General features: G+C 64.9%; 15 protein-coding genes. 3 read left to right on the plus strand and 12 right to left on the minus strand.

Annotated elements, in window-relative coordinates; genetic code table 11:
- Window positions 1-59: 59 nt before the first annotated feature.
- The 3 genes from OQZ28_RS11310 to OQZ28_RS11320 form a co-directional block, all read right to left on the minus strand.
- On the minus strand, window positions 60-518 hold the full coding sequence (locus OQZ28_RS11310) for a hypothetical protein (protein WP_130731631.1): 459 nt from the start codon (window positions 516-518) through the stop codon (window positions 60-62).
- 93 nt (window positions 519-611) lie between these two features.
- On the minus strand, window positions 612-917 hold the full coding sequence (locus tag OQZ28_RS11315) for a hypothetical protein (protein ID WP_458136175.1): 306 nt from the start codon (window positions 915-917) through the stop codon (window positions 612-614).
- A 125-nt stretch (window positions 918-1,042) separates the two neighbouring features.
- Window positions 1,043-1,834, minus strand: coding sequence for a glycosyltransferase (locus OQZ28_RS11320; RefSeq protein WP_458136221.1), 792 nt, complete (start codon window positions 1,832-1,834; stop codon window positions 1,043-1,045).
- A 348-nt stretch (window positions 1,835-2,182) separates the two neighbouring features.
- Here OQZ28_RS11320 and OQZ28_RS11325 point away from each other — a divergent pair, with 348 nt between their 5' ends.
- A complete protein-coding gene (locus OQZ28_RS11325; protein WP_458136176.1) occupies window positions 2,183-2,491 on the plus strand; it encodes a hypothetical protein in 309 nt (102 codons plus the stop codon).
- Between the two features lie 108 nt (window positions 2,492-2,599).
- Here the strand turns inward: OQZ28_RS11325 and OQZ28_RS11330 are convergent, their stop codons facing one another.
- Window positions 2,600-2,830, minus strand: coding sequence for a hypothetical protein (locus OQZ28_RS11330; RefSeq protein ID WP_242621829.1), 231 nt, complete (start codon window positions 2,828-2,830; stop codon window positions 2,600-2,602).
- 339 nt (window positions 2,831-3,169) lie between these two features.
- Here OQZ28_RS11330 and OQZ28_RS11335 point away from each other — a divergent pair, with 339 nt between their 5' ends.
- Complete coding sequence (locus tag OQZ28_RS11335; RefSeq protein WP_458136177.1) at window positions 3,170-3,364, plus strand: hypothetical protein; 195 nt, start codon at window positions 3,170-3,172, stop codon at window positions 3,362-3,364.
- Between the two features lie 19 nt (window positions 3,365-3,383).
- On the opposite strand, the gene OQZ28_RS11340 is transcribed toward OQZ28_RS11335, so the two are convergent.
- The 3 genes from OQZ28_RS11340 to OQZ28_RS11350 form a co-directional block, all read right to left on the minus strand.
- The gene (locus OQZ28_RS11340; RefSeq protein WP_458136178.1) at window positions 3,384-3,824 is read right to left on the minus strand and encodes a c-type cytochrome; all 441 of its coding nucleotides are present in this window, start codon (window positions 3,822-3,824) and stop codon (window positions 3,384-3,386) included.
- Window positions 3,824-5,065 (minus strand): FAD-dependent oxidoreductase, encoded by a 1,242-nt coding sequence (locus OQZ28_RS11345; RefSeq protein ID WP_207303468.1) that lies wholly within the window; start codon window positions 5,063-5,065, stop codon window positions 3,824-3,826. Before OQZ28_RS11345 ends, OQZ28_RS11340 begins: the two co-directional genes overlap by 1 nt.
- Window positions 5,066-5,237: 172 nt before the next feature.
- Window positions 5,238-5,471 carry a hypothetical protein gene (locus OQZ28_RS11350; RefSeq protein ID WP_458136179.1) on the minus strand — a complete coding sequence of 78 codons (234 nt, stop codon included), beginning with the start codon at window positions 5,469-5,471 and terminating at the stop codon, window positions 5,238-5,240.
- Between the two features lie 30 nt (window positions 5,472-5,501).
- On the opposite strand from OQZ28_RS11350, the gene OQZ28_RS11355 reads away from it, so the two are divergent.
- Window positions 5,502-5,882, plus strand: a complete 381-nt coding sequence (locus OQZ28_RS11355) for a hypothetical protein (RefSeq protein ID WP_458136180.1) — start codon at window positions 5,502-5,504, stop codon at window positions 5,880-5,882.
- A 111-nt stretch (window positions 5,883-5,993) separates the two neighbouring features.
- Here the strand turns inward: OQZ28_RS11355 and treY are convergent, their stop codons facing one another.
- From treY to glgB, 5 genes are read right to left on the minus strand one after another with little or no spacing between them, the layout of a single operon-like run.
- Window positions 5,994-8,738, minus strand: a complete 2,745-nt coding sequence (gene treY / locus OQZ28_RS11360; RefSeq protein ID WP_458136181.1) for a malto-oligosyltrehalose synthase — start codon at window positions 8,736-8,738, stop codon at window positions 5,994-5,996.
- Window positions 8,731-10,806: a 4-alpha-glucanotransferase gene (gene malQ / locus OQZ28_RS11365; RefSeq protein ID WP_458136182.1), complete on the minus strand. Its 2,076-nt coding sequence runs from the start codon at window positions 10,804-10,806 to the stop codon at window positions 8,731-8,733. The genes treY and malQ overlap by 8 nt, the downstream gene beginning before the upstream one ends.
- Window positions 10,799-12,580 carry a malto-oligosyltrehalose trehalohydrolase gene (treZ, locus tag OQZ28_RS11370; RefSeq protein WP_458136183.1) on the minus strand — a complete coding sequence of 594 codons (1,782 nt, stop codon included), beginning with the start codon at window positions 12,578-12,580 and terminating at the stop codon, window positions 10,799-10,801. Before treZ ends, malQ begins: the two co-directional genes overlap by 8 nt.
- On the minus strand, window positions 12,577-14,706 hold the full coding sequence (glgX, locus tag OQZ28_RS11375; RefSeq protein WP_458136184.1) for a glycogen debranching protein GlgX: 2,130 nt from the start codon (window positions 14,704-14,706) through the stop codon (window positions 12,577-12,579). Before glgX ends, treZ begins: the two co-directional genes overlap by 4 nt.
- Window positions 14,703-16,922: a 1,4-alpha-glucan branching protein GlgB gene (gene glgB / locus OQZ28_RS11380; protein ID WP_458136185.1), complete on the minus strand. Its 2,220-nt coding sequence runs from the start codon at window positions 16,920-16,922 to the stop codon at window positions 14,703-14,705. Before glgB ends, glgX begins: the two co-directional genes overlap by 4 nt.
- Window positions 16,923-16,963: the final 41 nt, after the last annotated feature.

Genomic DNA, 16,963 nt, shown 5'->3' on the forward strand with positions numbered 1-16,963 from the left:
TATCGATTTATCTTATATCCATAAAATAAATTAATCCGCCCTGCCTGCCCTGCGCCCGTTTACGGCTTGCCCACATGCTTGCGGATAAGCGGTATGGCGTCAGGGTCATGCTGCAAGGCCCGCGCCAGCAGGTCCTGCCCCAGCGCCTTGAGCGCAAGCGGGTGCATGGTTTCGACCGCGCGGTCGAGACTGTGGCGCTCGGTATCAGACAGGTCGGGATCATCAACAATACGCTGGCGCAGCGCTTTTATCGTTGCAGGGCCGGACAGGGTGACATGCATGTCATCGGGCCGGTCGAGGTAAGCGCGACCGGCTGGCGTCAGGCTGGTCTCGCCCGTAATGCCAAGGCCCGTGGGCCGTATGCCCACCCCGCCCCTGCACAGGCCCTGCAATTCAAGGTCCATCAGGTTACGGGCGTATTTTTCCTCATCAGCCGCCTGCACGGGCCGCAGGGTGGTCGTGCCGCCCTGATCGGCCATGTGGCGTAGCAACTGCCCCTGCAACTCACGGTCAATCACGTCCTGCCTCCATTCATCATGCCTACAGGCCGCATGATGGTCCGGCAGGCTCGGGCAGACAACAGCCGTGTGAATACATACGGTTATGCACCATCAGTCACAATCGGGCGCATCAAGGCACCACTGCGGCACATGCGCGCGGGGCACGTGCTCGCGTGCGGCCTGCGTCACTTCGGCCAGCACGCCAAGCGCATGGTCGCGCACGGCGCGGGTGTTGACACGGCTGGCCCCCTCGCGGCCCTGCGTCATGGCCTGCCCGAACTGCCCGAGCCGCCGCAGCAGCGTCGCCCGCCCGGCTTCATCAAGATCAAGCACCGCCGCGCGAAAGGCGTTCTGCCAGATCTGCACGGCCAGGCGCTCCTGTTCAAGCACGGGCAGCGGGTCGTGGCCCTGGGTCATGTCGGTTTCATATCCTGATCCGTAAAGCTTTTTTCAAAAATGCAACGACGTCCAAAGCTTCTTGAAAAAAGCTTCACCAGAAACCTTTACAATTTCAGGGTATTATTGAAAAGGTCCGCACAGCTTCAGGGCTGGGCCACAGGCCATGTGGCGGGCAGGCCCGTCTGGCAGGGTACATCATAGGTCAGGTGGTCGGGCTGGATGTCGCGCAGGATTTCCATGTTGCGAAACAGCTCGCGCCGGTCGGGCCGCAGCGCCTGGCGCGAGAGGAACGCCCGCGCCTCGGCCTTTGCCGCCTGCATGGGGTAGTCCTGCCCCGCAGGCTTGAGATGTTCTATGGCCGTATAATCCACAATGCCGACATTATGGTGGTTGCGATGGGCCGCGTTGCAGAACGCGATATCCGTCGCCCATGCCCAGCGCAGTTCGGGGAAGGGATAGACATAGGCCATGGCATCACGATGGAAAGCTGTGACCGGCCCATCTTCAACATAGCGGGTAATGCGCCCGAGGCTGTTCCATTTGCGATAATTGAACGTAAAGGATGTATAGGAATGGTAACGATGGGCGGGCTGGGATATTTTCAGCCCCATGACTTCGCACAGCGATATGAACCCATCGAGGAAGCGCGGCGGCAGGGCGACGTCATCATCGGTAATGACCACCCAGTCATAATCCTGCAGTTTTACTGTTGAAAGCGCAGTATTGATATTGCCAAACTTGCCCCTGTCGCGCATCTGGGCGGTTACGAAATCCACCTTGTGCTTTGTATTCCTCATGCGCCTGAACACATCATGCAGCTTATGCTCGCGTTTGGGCACCCGCACGGATGTGACAAGAATCCTGCGCACCGGCTGCCTGCGCGCAATATTCCTGACATGGCGGGAATACTTCCGGTTATGGAAATCAAACACCATGTCGGTCAGGACGGACACCTTGCGTTTTTGCCAGAAATTCTTGTGCTGGCAGAAATCGGAATCAAAGAAATCCGTTTTTTCCTGTTCTGGCATTGTCATGTTTTTCTCTCCATTACCATTTCAGAGGTGGCCGGCGATGGATGACATACATTGCCACCAAGGCGTGGATATGGCAGCACAAACAGGATTCTGATCACGAAGTTTCAAATTATTTCCAGGGTAGTCATATTCCATAATATTCAGGCCACGGCTGGAACTGTGCCTGCGCCCGCACGATACGACCAGCAGGGCGCCTGCCCCGAAGCCATCTTCACCCATGCGTGTTTCTTTACAGAGAAAGAGGACAACATGCGTATTATTTCTGCATTTGCAGTAACGGGCGTGATGCTCATGGCCAGCGGGTCCGTGGCCCTAGCCCAGAAACACCCGACCGACAAAAGCGTGGACCTGCCGGGGGATAATTCCCCCTCATCCATAGAGCGGGCGCATCCGCAGGCCCGCAAGACCGTGCCGCTGCCCGAAAAGAGTGAACGACCCGGCCCCACGGACCAGCCCGACCAGCCTTTGACCCGTCAACCCGCCGCCAATAAAAACCCGGATGCTCCCGGCATGTCTTCCAACCACCAGACCCTGCGCAGCCCGTCCGCCCTGCAATAGGGCACGACCCTAATGACATGCTTTTTGCGGGGCTGCTGCACGCAACCCCGCTTTATCTGATTGTCACGCCTGAACCAGAAATATGAAACGGTTCTCCCCGCATTCGCCTCAGGCGCAGCTTTTTGCGTGCGACATGGTCATGGCATGGGTGGCAAGGTAGCGAAACTGCGCCTGTTCTTCAGGAAAGGCGGGAATGCCCTGCAGGGCATGCGCGGTCCTGCGGTAGCGATGCAGGTTGCTCAGCCGCCGCCAGGGGCGGTCGGGGTGCTGCTTGTTCCACAGGCTGATCGCCCGCAGTTCAACTTCCTGAATGTTTACATCATGATCTGACTTCGGCATGTCCATCTCCCTTGCATCTGCGTTGTGGGTACTGGAACTGTCACGAGGTTTATGCTGGTGCGGTGGGTCATACCCGCCACGCGCATCCAACGCCGCAGCATAACACGGGTTCCCGCGCGGGCATGCACTCTCCCCATACTGTGATGGCAGGGCCTTTTTACATGCCGCAATCAAACCTCACGTTTCGTTACGGCTCCTGCGAAGCCGCACCCGTTAGGATCGCGCCCGGCATGACAATGACGGGGAGCGTGCATGTTTTTCCTGATCCGCAGGCCACCGGCTCCGGTGGCGGTATCGGCAATCCGCATCGGCGGGCCGGGCTGAATGCGGGCTGCGGTCATGCTGACGTGTTTCATGATGCTGGCGGGCTGCGCTACGCATCACGTGCCGCTTGATGATGACGGGCTGCCCGTTACAAACGGCCGGGAAATGGACACCCCGGCCGAAGGCGGCCCGCAGGGTGGCAGGGGCGCGCTGTGGCACGACATGCTGCATACCGCCATGCAAGCGGGCATGGGCATGCTCCACCACTAGCTGCCTCCTGCCCGCTTTTTTACTTCATGCTCGCAGCCGTTGTTTTGGGAAACAGCATGGTTTTCACCCCCTCGGGGGTGAGGTCGTGCCTGCCGGCAGGCACGCCATTTTCACGCAGCACGAATGCCAGCAGATCCGCATTCTGCGCCTGTGTCAGCGTGCCGGGCGCGAAAAGCGGCATGGCTTTTGACATGTAGTCAAACAACTGGCCCAGCGGCGCGCCCGACCAGTTGGCGGCAAAACGCCCCACAAGCGGCGGCACGTCAAACGCCCCGCCCAGATCCGCCCCATGGCACACCGCGCAGAACTGCTGGTAGGCCGCAGCCCCCCGCTCGGCCTGCGCTGCGGTATAATAGGATGTCCTGGCCCGCGACGGTGCCGCATGGGCCACCTGCCCTGCCAGGGCCAGCAGCCCCGCCCCCAGCGCGGCACAAAGCCCCTTTGCCCGTAAGCCGCGCATCAGCCCTGCCCCGCGGGAAAACGGGCGAAAAGGTTTTCAAATATGCCAATCGCCTTTTCCGCCTCGCTGCGATCGGCATGTTCAAAACTGTTGCCCACGCCGTCCATTTCGCCCAGGCCCGACATGTCAAACCCCTGTATCATCAAGCCATCACTTTTCGAAAGCGCCGAGGCCCCCTTGTATCGCACCCCATAGGCCACATCGGGCTGCGGCGGCAGCCACGCGGTCTGGCCACGCACGGGAATGAGCGAGCGGTCCCCCCACAGGTCACGCGCCGCGTAGCCGGGGCAATTGAGGATGACCGGCTCAGGCAGGCTCTTCATGTCGGCAGGCGTATGGAACTCACGGATGACGATCCGCCCCCCCGCCTGATAAAACTCGGACAGCAGAAGATGCCCGTACGCCCCGAAATTGAAGATCATCAGCGGCGCGCGCCGGGCATAGGGCACCGCAAAAGGATTTTCCTGCGCGGAGAGCAGTTCGGCGGCAGGAATGATATCGCGTATCCGCGCGCCATAACTGGCAAACTCGCTCGATTGCTGCGGCATGCCGGTCGTGGCGTAATCCCCCTTTTGGCCCGGGTTTTCCGGCTCGGGCTCCGGCGCGTCAAAAGGCGTGTCGGACAGGACGTAACTGTCGCGGAAGTCGATCGGGTTGCCGGGCAGGCCCAGGTAATCGCGATAGCTCTTCCATGAATAACGGGCCATCCGCTCCCATGTATCGGCAAATTGCGGGCCTGCGGGGGCGGTCAGCGCCACGCGTGAATCCGGTGTCCAGCTACCATTGGCCCTGACCGAGCGGGTGTGGGGCAGCAGGTCGCGCGTATAGATCGTGACATCAAGCCCCGCGCGCTGCGCCACGAGCGCCGTGGTCAGGCCAATGACCCCGCACCCCACGACCGCCACGCGCCGGGGCGAGAGCGCCGCCGCCTTGCCCACCGCCATCTCGGCCGACCCCCATGAAAGCGACCACCCGCTGCCCCCATGACCGTAATTATGGATGACCACCTTCTCGCCCACCCGCTCGACATCCAGCCGGGGGCCAGCGGCGCGGAACGGGCGCAGGCAGACCTTGATATCGGTTATCTGGTCGGCATGGGGGCGCATGGGCACAAGCCGGGGTACCGTGCCGGGCACCGCCGTGCGCCGCAGGGCGGCCGCAGCAGCCGGCACGGAGGCCCACCGGCCCCCCGCCAGCGCACCAAGCGCCAGGGAACCGGCAAACAGCCCCCTCCGGCCCAGGCGGGAGGGCGTGTTTTTCGGGTCGTCAGGAAAACTGTTCACGTTCAAACCTTTGGCTGCCGGGCACCTGTCATGGAAAACCCGCCGGTTCCATGACACGAGCATCCATGCACATCCGTCTGGAAAGAGTGTATGTGCCGCTTTTTGAAATCCGCTGTCATGACCTGTGCTTTCATGGGATGGACAGGATAATTTTCCTCTCCCCCGCCGTCAAACCGTAGCAAGAAACCGCCTGTGGCAATGTATCGGCACGCCCGGCCTGCGCCGTTTTACCGGTGTCGGGCAAGAGGCGCAGGGGGCTTGCCTGTACGGCACCAATATTATGGCAGATTTGGTCCATAATAACGTGCTTATGATATTCGGGATTTAAATAATGGGCTTCAATTCCTCCTGTCTTGCGTTCCATGGTGTCAGCCGGGAAGAAATACTGGCCCTTATGGAATTCGAGGATACCGGGATCAGGGATGAGGCACGCAAGGCCGATTTTTCCATTGCCGACAGGCCCACGGAGTGGACCATCTTGTGGTCCAGCCAGTGTGAATACCTGCCCGACAGCGAGCCGGTTCACCTGCCGTTCAGGGGCAGGCACAGCATCGTGGGCTGTTGCGTGCTGGAAACAACCATGATGAGCGTCGGCTTCGGGTATGATTATGATGATTACGGCAGGATGTGCAGTTCGTGGAATATTACCTACGATGGCCACAAGAGGTGCGACAACCTTGAGTGCACCGGTACCCTGCCGCCCGAAAGCAGGGCCATCATCGATGGCAGCCCGTACCAAGGCCAACATGAACACAAGCGTGGATATGTTTTTTGATGTACCGGTCAGCGTGATCCAGAGCCTGACCGGTTTCAGCTACGATCGACCGGTTTATGACGGCAAGGAAATCCTTTTTACCGAACTGCGTTCCCTCGCCACCGCCTGATTTCACGGCAGTCCCCGGCCACCCGCATCGTGCACGAGGCAGGCAAGGGGCACCTGCCCGCGCGTAAACGGCACGGCGGCCTGAAGTGGCACGGCACCCAGCAGGCTGTGCCACGGGCCGACTGGCTGCGGCAGGATCACGCGCAGCGCCATGTCGCGCCCTACGGCCAGCGTATCGGCCTGCACGTCCATGCCCAGCGGCAGGCGCGGGGCCACCACCAGCAGGCTGAACCCGTCATGCTCGCGCAGGAAGGCAATGGCGTGCTCGCGCTCCGCCCCTTCCACCTCAAGCGGCTGGTAGCTGCCTTGGGCAAACAGGTCCGGGTAGCGGGCCCGAAACGACAGGATGCGCCGGATCAGGTCGAGCTTGACCTGCCCCGTGCGCCATGAGGCAGCGGAGGCATCAAAACTGCCCGCGTGTTCGAGCAGCGCATGGCGCAGGCCGAAATCAACCGGGCGGCGGTTATCGGGGTCAACGAGGCTGAAATCCCATAAATCACAGCCCTGGTACAGGTCCGGCACGCCGGGCGTGGTCAGCCGCAGCAGGGTCTGCGCCAACCCGTTGAGCGCGCCCGCCGGGGCAATCCGGGCTACCATCCCCTCCATCTGCGCCATGAAAGCAGGGTTGGCGGCGAGGCGGCGCACAAAGGCCGCGCAGGCTTCTTCATAGGCCATGTCGGGGTCGAGCCAGTTGGTATGGCGCTTGGCCTCGCGCAGGGCTTTGGTCTGCCATTGCACGATCCGCTCGCACCACGCCTTACGCGCATCCTCGCTGGCAAAGGGGGTGAGCGGCCACGCGCCGAGCATGGTCTGGTACAGCATCAGTTCATCAATGCGGTCCGGCCCGATAGCCGTTTGCGCGCCATTGCGGGCAAACCATTCGCTGACCTGCGCATGCCACTGTGGCGCCATCTCGCTCAGCACGGCCAGGCGGGCGCGGCTGTCCTCGCCACGCTTGTGGTCATGGGTCGCGGTCGTGAGCATGGCGGCAGGGTGCTGGCGCGCGCGCGCGGTGCAGCCGGCATGGAAATCCGCAACCGCAAGGCCAAGCCGTGCGGGGTCGGACCCCACCTCATTACGCGAGATCAGGCGGACGTAGCGGTAGAAGGTCGTATCTTCCGTTGATTTGGCGGCCAGCGGTGCGGTCAGGTGCTCGAAGGCCTGCTCGGCGCGGCGCATGCAGGCCGCGGGCGCGTGCTCCGGCCGGGCCGACAGGATGCCCGTTACCGCATCAAGCACCGGTTCAAGGCCGCCTTCCAGCCGTGGCCGGGCGGTCTTTGCCGCAGCGTGCAGGGCCGCGCCATCTTCGGCATGGTCCTGCACCACCTCATCGCCAAAATAGGTGCGGTAGGACGTGAAGGAGAGCAGAACGGCCTCAAGCACCGTCCGCAGGCCCGCAGGTGGGCAGTCCATTCCCCCTGCCCTCAGCGCCGTGGCCAGCAGGCGGGTCAGATGCGCGAATTCGGCGGCAAAACCCTCAGCCAGCAGTTGTGCTCGGGCCTCGCGCGCAATCAGGCCGCAGGCTCTGGCATCCGGCCCGCACGCCGCCCACAGCCGATCGAGCACAGGGGCAGCGCGCGCATCATGCAGCACGGCGGAAACCTGGTCCATGAAGTCATAGCCCGTGGTGCCCGCCACCGGCCAGGCGGCAGGCAGGCTCTCGTGGGTGGCAAGAATTTTTTCCACGTAAATGGCCGCCCCCGGCAGGGCGCTTTCGGGGCGCAGGCGGGCCAGCGCGTCAAGCCGGGCACGCAGGCGCTGGCAGTAGGCGGCGGGAGCGGCCAGCCCATCAATGTGATCGACCCGCACGCCATCAACCAGCCCGCGCTGGTAAAGCGAGAACAGATAGCCATGCACGGCCTCGAACACCTCGGCGCGCTCCACGCACACGCCCACGAGGCCGGTAATGTCAAAAAACCGCCGCCAGTTGATCCGTGTCGCGGCATCACGCCAGCAGGCCAGACGCCATGGCTGTATGGCCAGCAGGCGCTCGAGGCGGGCATGGCCTGTGGGGTCGCATCCATCATGCAGGCTGGCAAGCCGCGCCATGGCCGCCTGCCCGCGCTGTGTTGCCGCCCAGTGCCGCAGGGCCGCCAGCGCGGAATCCGCTTCCGCCCCCGGCCCGCCGCGTAGCGCCACGGTGGTGAAGGCCGCGAGCAGCGCGCCGGGTGCCCCCACCTGCGCCAGCAGGCCCGCGTAGCTGGCCGGGCTCAGCGGAAAGCTGTGCTCATGGTGATGGATATGGAACAGCCCCCCATCCCCGTCATGGCGCAGGACAAGGCTGCCTGCCGCCATTGCCTCGGGCAGCGGGCGATCAAGGAAGGGCAGCAGCACGCGCCCGCGCAGATCCGGGTCCGGGTCATGCCAGTTGATGTCAAACCATGTGGCATGTGCCGAAGCCTGCCCCCAGGCCAGCACATCCATCCACCACGCATTATGGGCATCAACGGCCATGTGGTTGGGCACGATATCAAGGATCAGCCCCATGCCGTGGGCATGCAGCCGGTCGGCCAGGCGCACCAGTGCCGTCTCGCCGCCCAGCGCAGGGTCGATGCGATCATAGGCCACGGTATCATAGCCATGGGTCGAGCCGGGGCGCGCGGCAAACAGGGGCGAGGCATACAGATGGCTTATGCCAAGGCGGGCGAATTGTGGCACGAGGGCCGTGGCGTCATCGATCGTCATGCCCGCGCGGAACTGCAGCCGCAGCGTAGCCCGCACCAGGGCGGCCGGAATGGCGCTATTCATGGGCACGCCCCGCGCGCAGGCGGTTGAAGCGCCTGCGCGTATCATGCCCCGACAGCAGGGTTGCGGTCATGGCGGGGTAGCGGCGCTGCCAGTTGGGGTGGCCGCTCGTGGTGCCGGGCAGGTTGGGCTGCTCGGCAAGGCCGAGCATGTCCTCCACCGCCACGAGGGCCAGCGGGCACGCGGCCCGGCCCACGAAGCCGATGGCCTCCTCCACCACCCTTGCCGCGCCCGTGGCGTTGGGCGGGGGCCTTTGCGCGCACCTGCCCCGGGCAGCCGGTGCGGGCCGGTCCTGCATCAGGGCGGACCACAGGGCGGTGCGGTCATTTTCACGTTCGTCATGCACGGTGTTGGGGTCGAGGCCCGGGGGGAGCTGGTGCAGTTTCTCGCGCCAGGCAATATCCGTCCCCTGCCACCAGCCTGCCACCGTGGGCAGGTCATGGGTGGTGGTCATGGCCGTGGCATGGGGCGACCACGTGGCGGGTGGCTTGAACACGCCCTGCGGCGTACGCTCGAAAAACAGCACGTTCATGCCCATGATGCCATGTGCCCCCGCCGCCTTGCGAAAGGCGGTGGTGACCGTGCCCAGGTCCTCGCCAATCACCATGGCATCGGCCCGCATGGCCTCAAGGGCAACAAGCCGCATAAGGTCGCGCACGGGAAAGGACAGGTAACTCCCCTCCGCCGAAGCGCCGCCCTGCGGTATGATCCACAGCCGTTCCAGCGCCATGACATGGTCGATGCGCAAGCCCCCGCCATGGGCGAAGCCCGCGCGCAGCGTGTCGATAAAGGCGCGGTAGCCCGTGGCCCGCAGCCCGGCGGGTGAAAACGTGGTCAGCCCCCAGTCCTGCCCCAGCGGGCTGAGCGCATCGGGCGGCGCGCCGATGCCGGCACCCAGCAGGAATTCGGACTGGCGCGCCCAGCATTCGCTGCCCGTCGGGTCCACGCCCACCGCCATGTCCTTGATCAGGCCGATGCGCATGCCCGCTGAGCGCGCACCCGTACAGGCCCGGGCCAGGCTGGTGGCCGCCAGCCACTGCACGAACACATGGAAGGTTACGTCATGGGCGAATTCCTGCGCAAACCGCGCCACTTCGGGGCTGTCGGGCTGGCGCATGGCCACGGGCCAGCGCCGCCAGTCGCCGCCGCGTTCGCCACGGGTGGCGAAATAGGCATGCAACGCCTCGAACAGGGCATGCTGCTCGAGCGCTTTACCGCCCGCCGCGCGGAAGTCGCGCATGGCCTGTGGCGGGCTGGCCGCGATCCGGTCATCATACAGCCGCCTGAGCAGCTGGTAGCGACACGTGCTGGCCCGCACCCAGTCGATCAGCGGCGCATCCTCGAGTTGCCTGAGCGTATCGACATAGGCCGCGCCCCCCTTGACCACGGCGGCCTGCACGGTTGCGGCATCAAACACGGCATGCGGATCAGCCAGCAACACGTTGAGGAACAGGCGCGATGAGGGTGAATACGGGCTGTACTGCCCGGGGCGGGCTGCAAACATGGCATGGGCCGGGCTGATGGCCAGCGCATCCGCCCCGCGTGCTGCAGCTGCGCGAGCCAGGGTTTCGACCGCGCCAAAATGCCCGATCCCCCCATCGCCCGCCATGCGCAGGCCGTAAACCTGCGTGCCCAGCCCCCATGGGCGCACGCTGCCGCCTGCGCATATCCGGCTCACCCGCGGGCAGGATGCGGGGGCTATGGCCAGGGTGGTGGGCATATCCCCCACTTCCAGCCGGTGGTAGCCGCATACCCCCACGGGGGGGAGTGCGGGGTGGCCACGCATCAGGCGCAGGCTGCCCTCGATCTGCGCGCCATTTTCCAGCACGAGACGAAACCGGCCCCCTCCATCACCCGGTGGCAGGGGCAGCACGGTGGCCTGGCCTGCAACGCCTACCACCATGGCGGGCAATGCCCCGCGCGGACGTGGCGCAGGGGCATGGCCTTCCAGCACGGCCAGCAGGCGGCGCAGGCTCTCGTTCGAGACGCGGTGCATCTCGCCTGCGGCATCGCGCCAGCGCAGGCTCAGCCCGGCATGGCGGGCGCGCTCGACAAGGGTGCGGTTATTCATCCTCGGCCTCGTTCAGGCAGGCCATCATGGCATAAGGGGGCAGGGTTGCGGAGAACAGGTCCGCCCCGTGCGGCAGCACCGCATGCAGGCAGCGCCCCTGCGGCATGTCTGGCAGCGGCACTGCCGCATCGGCCAGGTTGAGGGCAATGGACAGCACCGCCCCATCGCCCATGCGCCACCGGGCAAAAACCGCTCCCGTGCCCAGAACCTGCGCCCCCATGGCGCGCGCGCCGGGCAGGCGGGGCGTGATCTCGGCGTGACGCAGGGCCAGCAGTTGCGCAATCTGCGCGTTCCATTCCCTGTGGGCCGGTTTATCGCGCTCGGCGGGGTCAAGGCGCGAGGCGGCATAGGTTTCGGGCGCGTTGGGGTCGGGGATGGTGTCGCGCTTTTCCGCCGAGGCAAAATGCGAGAAACCGGCAAATTCCTGCCGCCGCCCCTCGCGCACGATCCGCCCCAGCGCCGGGTTGTAGTCGGTAAAGAACAGGAAGGGCTGGTGCGAACCCCATTCCTCGCCCATGAACAGCATCGGGACCTGCGGACACAGGAGCACCAGCCCGTAGGCCGCGCGCAGGGCCTGTGGCGTGGCCAGCACGCCCAGCCGCTCGCCTAGCGCACGGTTGCCGATCTGGTCATGGTTTTGCAGGAAGATGATGAAGCGGTCCGGGGCAAGGTCGGCACTCGGGCTGCCCCTTGCCTTGCCGTTGACCGGCTGCACCTCGCCCTGAAAGGCAAAGCCTTCGGCCAGCACGCGCGCCAGCGCGGGCGCCGGATCGGGGGCGAAATTGCCGTAATAGCCCTCGTCCTCGCCGGTCAGCAGCACATGCAGGGCGTTATGGGCATCATCATTCCACTGGGCCCGATAACCTGCGCGCAGCAGGCCGGCATCGTTGTTTTCATTTTCCACGATCAGGTGCACATGCCGCCCGCGCTCGACATGGTTGCGGATGATGGCAGGCAGCGCCAGCAGCCAGTCCCGGTCCACAATGGCCTGCACGGCATCAAGCCGCAGCCCGTCAAAGCGGAATTCCATGAGCCAGTACAGCGCGTTATCAATAAAGAACTGGCTGACCGCCTCCTGCCTGAAATCGATGGCCGCCCCCCATGGTGTTGCCGTGTCATACCTAAAGAAGGGGGTTGCGTAGTCCGCCAGGTAATTCCCGTCCGGGCCGAAATGGTTGTACACCACATCAAGGAACACCATGAGCCCCAGCCCGTGCGCCGTATCAATCAGGGCCTTCAGCGCATCAGGCGGGCCGTAGGCGGATTCCGGGGCAAAAGGCAGCACGCCGTCATAACCCCAGTTGCGCCCGCCCGGCACCTCGGCCAGCGGCATGAGTTCGATTGCGGTCACGCCAAGGGCAGCAAGGCGCGGCAGTTCGCGGGCCACGCCGTCATAACCGCCCATCAGGCCCACATGCACCTCGTATATGACCACCTCATGCCACGGGCGGCCCGGCCATGCGCTATGCCGCCAGTCATAGGCGGCAGGGTCGACCACCTCGCTTGGCCCCCGCACGTCATCGGGCTGGTAGCATGATGCGGGGTCCGGCACGGCAAGGTCGCGGGCCACGCGGTAGCGGTAGCGCGTGCCCGCCCCGCAGGGGAACACGCATTCAAACCACCCTTCCCTGTCGCGGGCCATGGCAACCGGCGCATGGCCCTCAGCCTCGAGCAGGACCGTGTGGCATGAGGGCGCCCAGAATCGGAAGCGGGTATGCCGGGCATCAAGCAACGTGGCCCCGGTGTCGCGGTCAGACTGGAAATGGGTGTTCATGCGGCGTCCTCCGCCTCGTTATCGCTGCCGGGCACGAAAGCCAGCAGCACAAGCCCGTGGGCGGGCACGGTGATGTCCTGCACGTCCGCCGACAGCGCTTCGGCCCCGCGTTCGGGCCGCGTGGTGTCGATCAGCAGGGTCCACTGCCCCGGGGGCTCGGGTAGCGTGGCGTTCATGTCCTCGCTACCGGCGTTGAGCAGCATGTAGGTAATGTCGAACGTGCCATCGGCCACGGTGCTGGCGCGGCGCACGCCCAGCAGGTGGCATGCTTCGTCGTTCCACTGCTCCACCTCCATGGGCGTGCCATCATGGCTGAACCAGCCAATATCGGGCACATCAGGCAGTGGCCTGTGGCGGCCATGCATGTAGCGCGCCGCGCGCAGCGAGGCGTGGGCCCGGCGCAGCGTGGCAAGGCGGGCGACAAAGCCGGTCATCATCCGGCCCTGCGGCGTTGCGGCGCGCTTCCAGTCCAACCAGCTCGCGGGGTTGTCCTGACAGTAGGTGTTGTTGTTGCCGTTCTGGGTCTGGCCAAACTCATCGCCCGCCAGCAGCATGGGGGTTCCGTGCGCGAACATGAGGGTCGCCATCATGGCACGCTGCACGCGGCCACGCAGGTCAAGGATGGCGGGGTCATCGGTCGGGCCTTCCACGCCCCAGTTGGCGCTGTTGTTATCCGCACTGCCATCCTGGCCGTCTTCCCCATTGGCCTCGTTATGGCGCTCGGCGTAGCTGACCACGTCCTCGAGCGTGAAGCCGTCATGCGCGGTAATGAGGTTGACCGAGCTCCACGGCCTGCGCCCCCTGCGGTCGAGCAGGTCGCCCGAGCCTGCAATGCGGGCGGCGAGATCGCCAAGCTGCTGGCCATCGCCACGCCAGAAGCGCCGCGTGGTATCACGGAAGCGGTCATTCCATTCGGCAAATCCGGGCGGGAAGTTGCCGAACTGGTAACCACCGGGACCGGGGTCCCATGGCTCGGCAATGAGCTTGCGGGTGGACAGCACGGGATCCTGGATGATGGCATCGAAAAAGCCCGATCCCTGGTCAAAGCCGTAAGGCTCGCGGCCCAGCACCGGGGCGAGGTCGAAGCGGAAGCCATCGATGTGGAATTCGCTTGCCCAGTAGCGCAGCGAGTCCAGCACCATCTGCAGCACGCGCGGGTGCGACAGGTTGAGCGTGTTGCCGCAGCCTGTATCGTTTATGAGGTGGCGCTCGTCACCGGGCACGAGGCTGTAATAAGTGGCGTTGTCCAGCCCGCGGTAGCACAGGGTCGGGCCGAGTTCGCTGCCCTCGCAGGTGTGGTTGTAGACCACATCCATCACCACCTCGATGCCCGCCTTGTGCAGCCGCCTGATGGCCGCGCGCAGTTCATGCGCCGAGCCACTGGCCAGATAGCCCGCATGCGGCACGAAGAACGCCAGCGTGTTGTAGCCCCAGTAATTGGTCAGCCTGCGCTCGATCAGGTAACGCTCGGGGGCAAAGCACTGGATGGGCAGCAGCTCGAGCGTGGTCACACCCAGCCTGCGCAGGTGGGCGATCATCTCCGGCGCGCCAAGGGCCTGGAACGTACCGGGCTGGGGGTTGCGCTCCAGCGCGCGCTGCATGGTCAGGCCCCTGACATGGGCCTCCATGATGACGGTATCCGCCCATGGCACGCAGGGCAGGATGTCATCCTCCCACTCATACGCGTCGTTCACCACCACGCATTTGGGCATGGAGGGCGCGCTGTCGCGCCGGTCGAAGGACAGGTCGGCGCGCGGCGAGTGCAGGCGGTAGCCGAACTGCGTGTCCGACCATGCAACCGGCCCCGTAAGCCTGCGGGCATAGGGGTCGATCAGCAGCTTGTGCGGGTTGAAGCGGTGGCCGTTGGCGGGGTCATATGGCCCGAAGGCACGAAAGCCGTATAACAGCCCCGGCTCGGCATCGGGCAGGTAGCCGTGCCAGATTTCATCGGTATATTCGGGCAGGCGGAAGCGTGCGATCTCGCGCCGGTCGCGCGGGTCGAAAATGCACAGGTCGATCTGCTGGGCATTGGCCGAGAACACCGCGAAATTGACGCCAAGCCCATCCCAGCACGCCCCGAGGCGCGTGGGGCTGCCGGGCGATAGCGCGGGCGGGAAGCGCATCATGATCCTTCTCCCGCAGGCTGAAGGTAAAGCGCTGCCAGCGGCGGCAGGGTCAGCACGCACGAGCAGGGCTGGCCGTGGGCGGGCTCGGGCTGCGCCATGACGCCACCGCCATTACCCACGCCGCTGCCGCCATAGGCGCCAGCATCGGAATTGAGGCGCTCGCGCCACGGCCCGCCCACCGGCACGCCCACGCGGTAGCCATGGCGCACCACGGGGGTCAGGTTGAGCACCACCAGAACCGGGGCATGGCCCGGCGCCAGCCGCAGCCAGGCCAGCACGGCGTTGGCGGTGTCATCGCCAATCACCCACGCAAAACCGGCGGGGTCGCTGTCAAGCGCATGGAGGGCGGGCAGTTCACGATAAAGGCGGTTGAGATCGGTGATGAGACCGAGCATACCCGCCTTGAGCGGATCATCCAGACTGCGCCATGGCGGCTCGCTCTCATGCGACCATTCCGCCTCCTGCGCCAGCTCGGCGCCCATGAACACCAGCTTGCGCCCCGGATGGGCCCACATGAAGGCGAAAAACACCCGCAGGTTGGCATGGCGCTGCCACCCGTCACCAGGCATGCGGGCCAGCAGCGAGCCCTTGCCGTGGGTGACTTCATCATGCGACAGGCACAGGATGAAGTGCTCGCTGAAGGCATAATGCAGCCCGAACAGGATTTCATTGAGGTGATGGCCACGCCACAGCGGATCACGCGCAAAGAAGCGCAGGCTGTCATGCATCCACCCCATGTTCCATTTATAGGAAAAGCCAAGCCCCCCCTGCGCCACCGGGCGGGTCACGCCGGGCCAGGCGGTGGATTCCTCGGCAATCATCATCGCATCGGGGCAGGTTTCGTGCACGGTCTCGTTGAGCTGGCGCAGGAAGGCCACCGCCTCGAGGTTTTCACGCCCGCCATGGATGTTGGGGATCCACTCCCCTTCCCGCCGGCTGTAGTCGCGGTACAGCATGGAGGCCACGGCATCGACACGCAGGCCATCAATATGGAAGCGCTCCAGCCACATCAGCGCGCTGGCGATGAGGAAGCCGCGCACCTCATGACGCCCAAAATTATAGATATGGGTGTTCCAGTCGCGGTGCACGCCCTCGCGCGGGTCCTGATGCTCGTACAGCGCGCAGCCATCGAAACAGGCCAGCCCGTGCACGTCGTTGGGAAAATGGGCGGGCACCCAGTCCAGGATCACGCCGATGCCGGCTACGTGGCAGGCATCGATGAAGGCCGCGAAATCAGCCGGCGTGCCATGCCGGGCCGAGGGCGCGAACAGCCCGAGCGGCTGGTAGCCCCATGAGCCGCCAAACGGATATTCCATCACCGGCATCAACTCTACATGCGTAAAGGCCGCCGCCTGCATGTACGGAATGAGCTCGCCCGCCAGTTCCCGCCATGACATGATGCGGTCAGGGTCGCCCTGGGGCCTGCGCCATGAGGGAACATGCAGCTCGTATATGGCCAGCGGCGCATCCGTGGCCTGCGCGCGCCCGCGCGTGGCCATCCAGTCCGCATCGTTCCAGGCAAACGGCGCGGGGGATGCCACGACCGAGGCGGTGGCGGGCGGCCGCTCGGCAAACCGGGCGAAGGGATCGGCCTTGTGCGGCAGGATATGGCCCTCGCGCGTCATGATCTCGAATTTGTAGCGCTCGCCGGGGCCGAGGCCGGGAATGAACAGCTCCCACACCCCGGCGCTGTGGCGCAGGCGCATGGGGTGGCGCCTGCCATCCCAGAAATTGAAATCCCCGATGACCGAAACCCGCCGTGCATTGGGCGCCCACACGGCAAAGCGCACGCCCGGCGTGCCGTCAATCACCATGGGCTGCGCTCCCATGAGGTGGTCAAGCTGGCGGTGGCGGCCTTCGGCAAACAGGCGCAGCTCCGCCTCATCGAGCAGCAGGCCGAATGAATACGGGTCGGCGGTTTCCTCCACCGCGTCGGCCCAGACGATTTTCAGGTGATAGCGCGCGCCTGCGGGAATGGTGCCGACATGCAGCCCCGTGTCGTCCATGCGCCGCATGGGGCGCTCGATCGGGCTGGCGCGCGGGCGTTCAACCACCAGCCGCACGCGCGCCGCATCATGGTACAACACGCGGATGACATCGACACGCCCCATATTATGGCGGCCAAGAATGGCAAACGGGTCAGAACTGCGCCCATGCACAAGATCATCAATACCATCGGGGAGGACATAGTGGGCTGCATCGTGCCTGATCCGCATGCCGGGGCCTTTACTGTGCTGTCGGGATATGCCGTGGAGTG

This window comes from Komagataeibacter sp. NFXK3 (assembly GCF_054182245.1).

Bases quoted from the DNA above. Each gene is read 5' to 3' on its own strand.
- treZ (WP_458136183.1), bottom strand. From the start codon at position 12,580: ATGAACACCCATTTCCAGTCTGACCGCGACACCGGGGCCACGTTGCTT.
- OQZ28_RS11325 (WP_458136176.1), top strand. From the start codon at position 2,183: ATGCGTATTATTTCTGCATTTGCAGTAACGGGCGTGATGCTCATGGCC.
- OQZ28_RS11320 (WP_458136221.1), bottom strand. From the start codon at position 1,834: ATGGTGTTTGATTTCCATAACCGGAAGTATTCCCGCCATGTCAGGAAT.
- OQZ28_RS11340 (WP_458136178.1), bottom strand. From the start codon at position 3,824: ATGCGCGGCTTACGGGCAAAGGGGCTTTGTGCCGCGCTGGGGGCGGGG.
- OQZ28_RS11315 (WP_458136175.1), bottom strand. From the start codon at position 917: ATGACCCAGGGCCACGACCCGCTGCCCGTGCTTGAACAGGAGCGCCTG.
- glgB (WP_458136185.1), bottom strand. From the start codon at position 16,922: ATGCGGATCAGGCACGATGCAGCCCACTATGTCCTCCCCGATGGTATT.
- OQZ28_RS11350 (WP_458136179.1), bottom strand. From the start codon at position 5,471: ATGGAACGCAAGACAGGAGGAATTGAAGCCCATTATTTAAATCCCGAA.
- OQZ28_RS11330 (WP_242621829.1), bottom strand. From the start codon at position 2,830: ATGCCGAAGTCAGATCATGATGTAAACATTCAGGAAGTTGAACTGCGG.
- glgX (WP_458136184.1), bottom strand. From the start codon at position 14,706: ATGATGCGCTTCCCGCCCGCGCTATCGCCCGGCAGCCCCACGCGCCTC.
- OQZ28_RS11355 (WP_458136180.1), top strand. From the start codon at position 5,502: ATGGAATTCGAGGATACCGGGATCAGGGATGAGGCACGCAAGGCCGAT.
- malQ (WP_458136182.1), bottom strand. From the start codon at position 10,806: ATGAATAACCGCACCCTTGTCGAGCGCGCCCGCCATGCCGGGCTGAGC.
- treY (WP_458136181.1), bottom strand. From the start codon at position 8,738: ATGAATAGCGCCATTCCGGCCGCCCTGGTGCGGGCTACGCTGCGGCTG.
- OQZ28_RS11335 (WP_458136177.1), top strand. From the start codon at position 3,170: ATGCTGACGTGTTTCATGATGCTGGCGGGCTGCGCTACGCATCACGTG.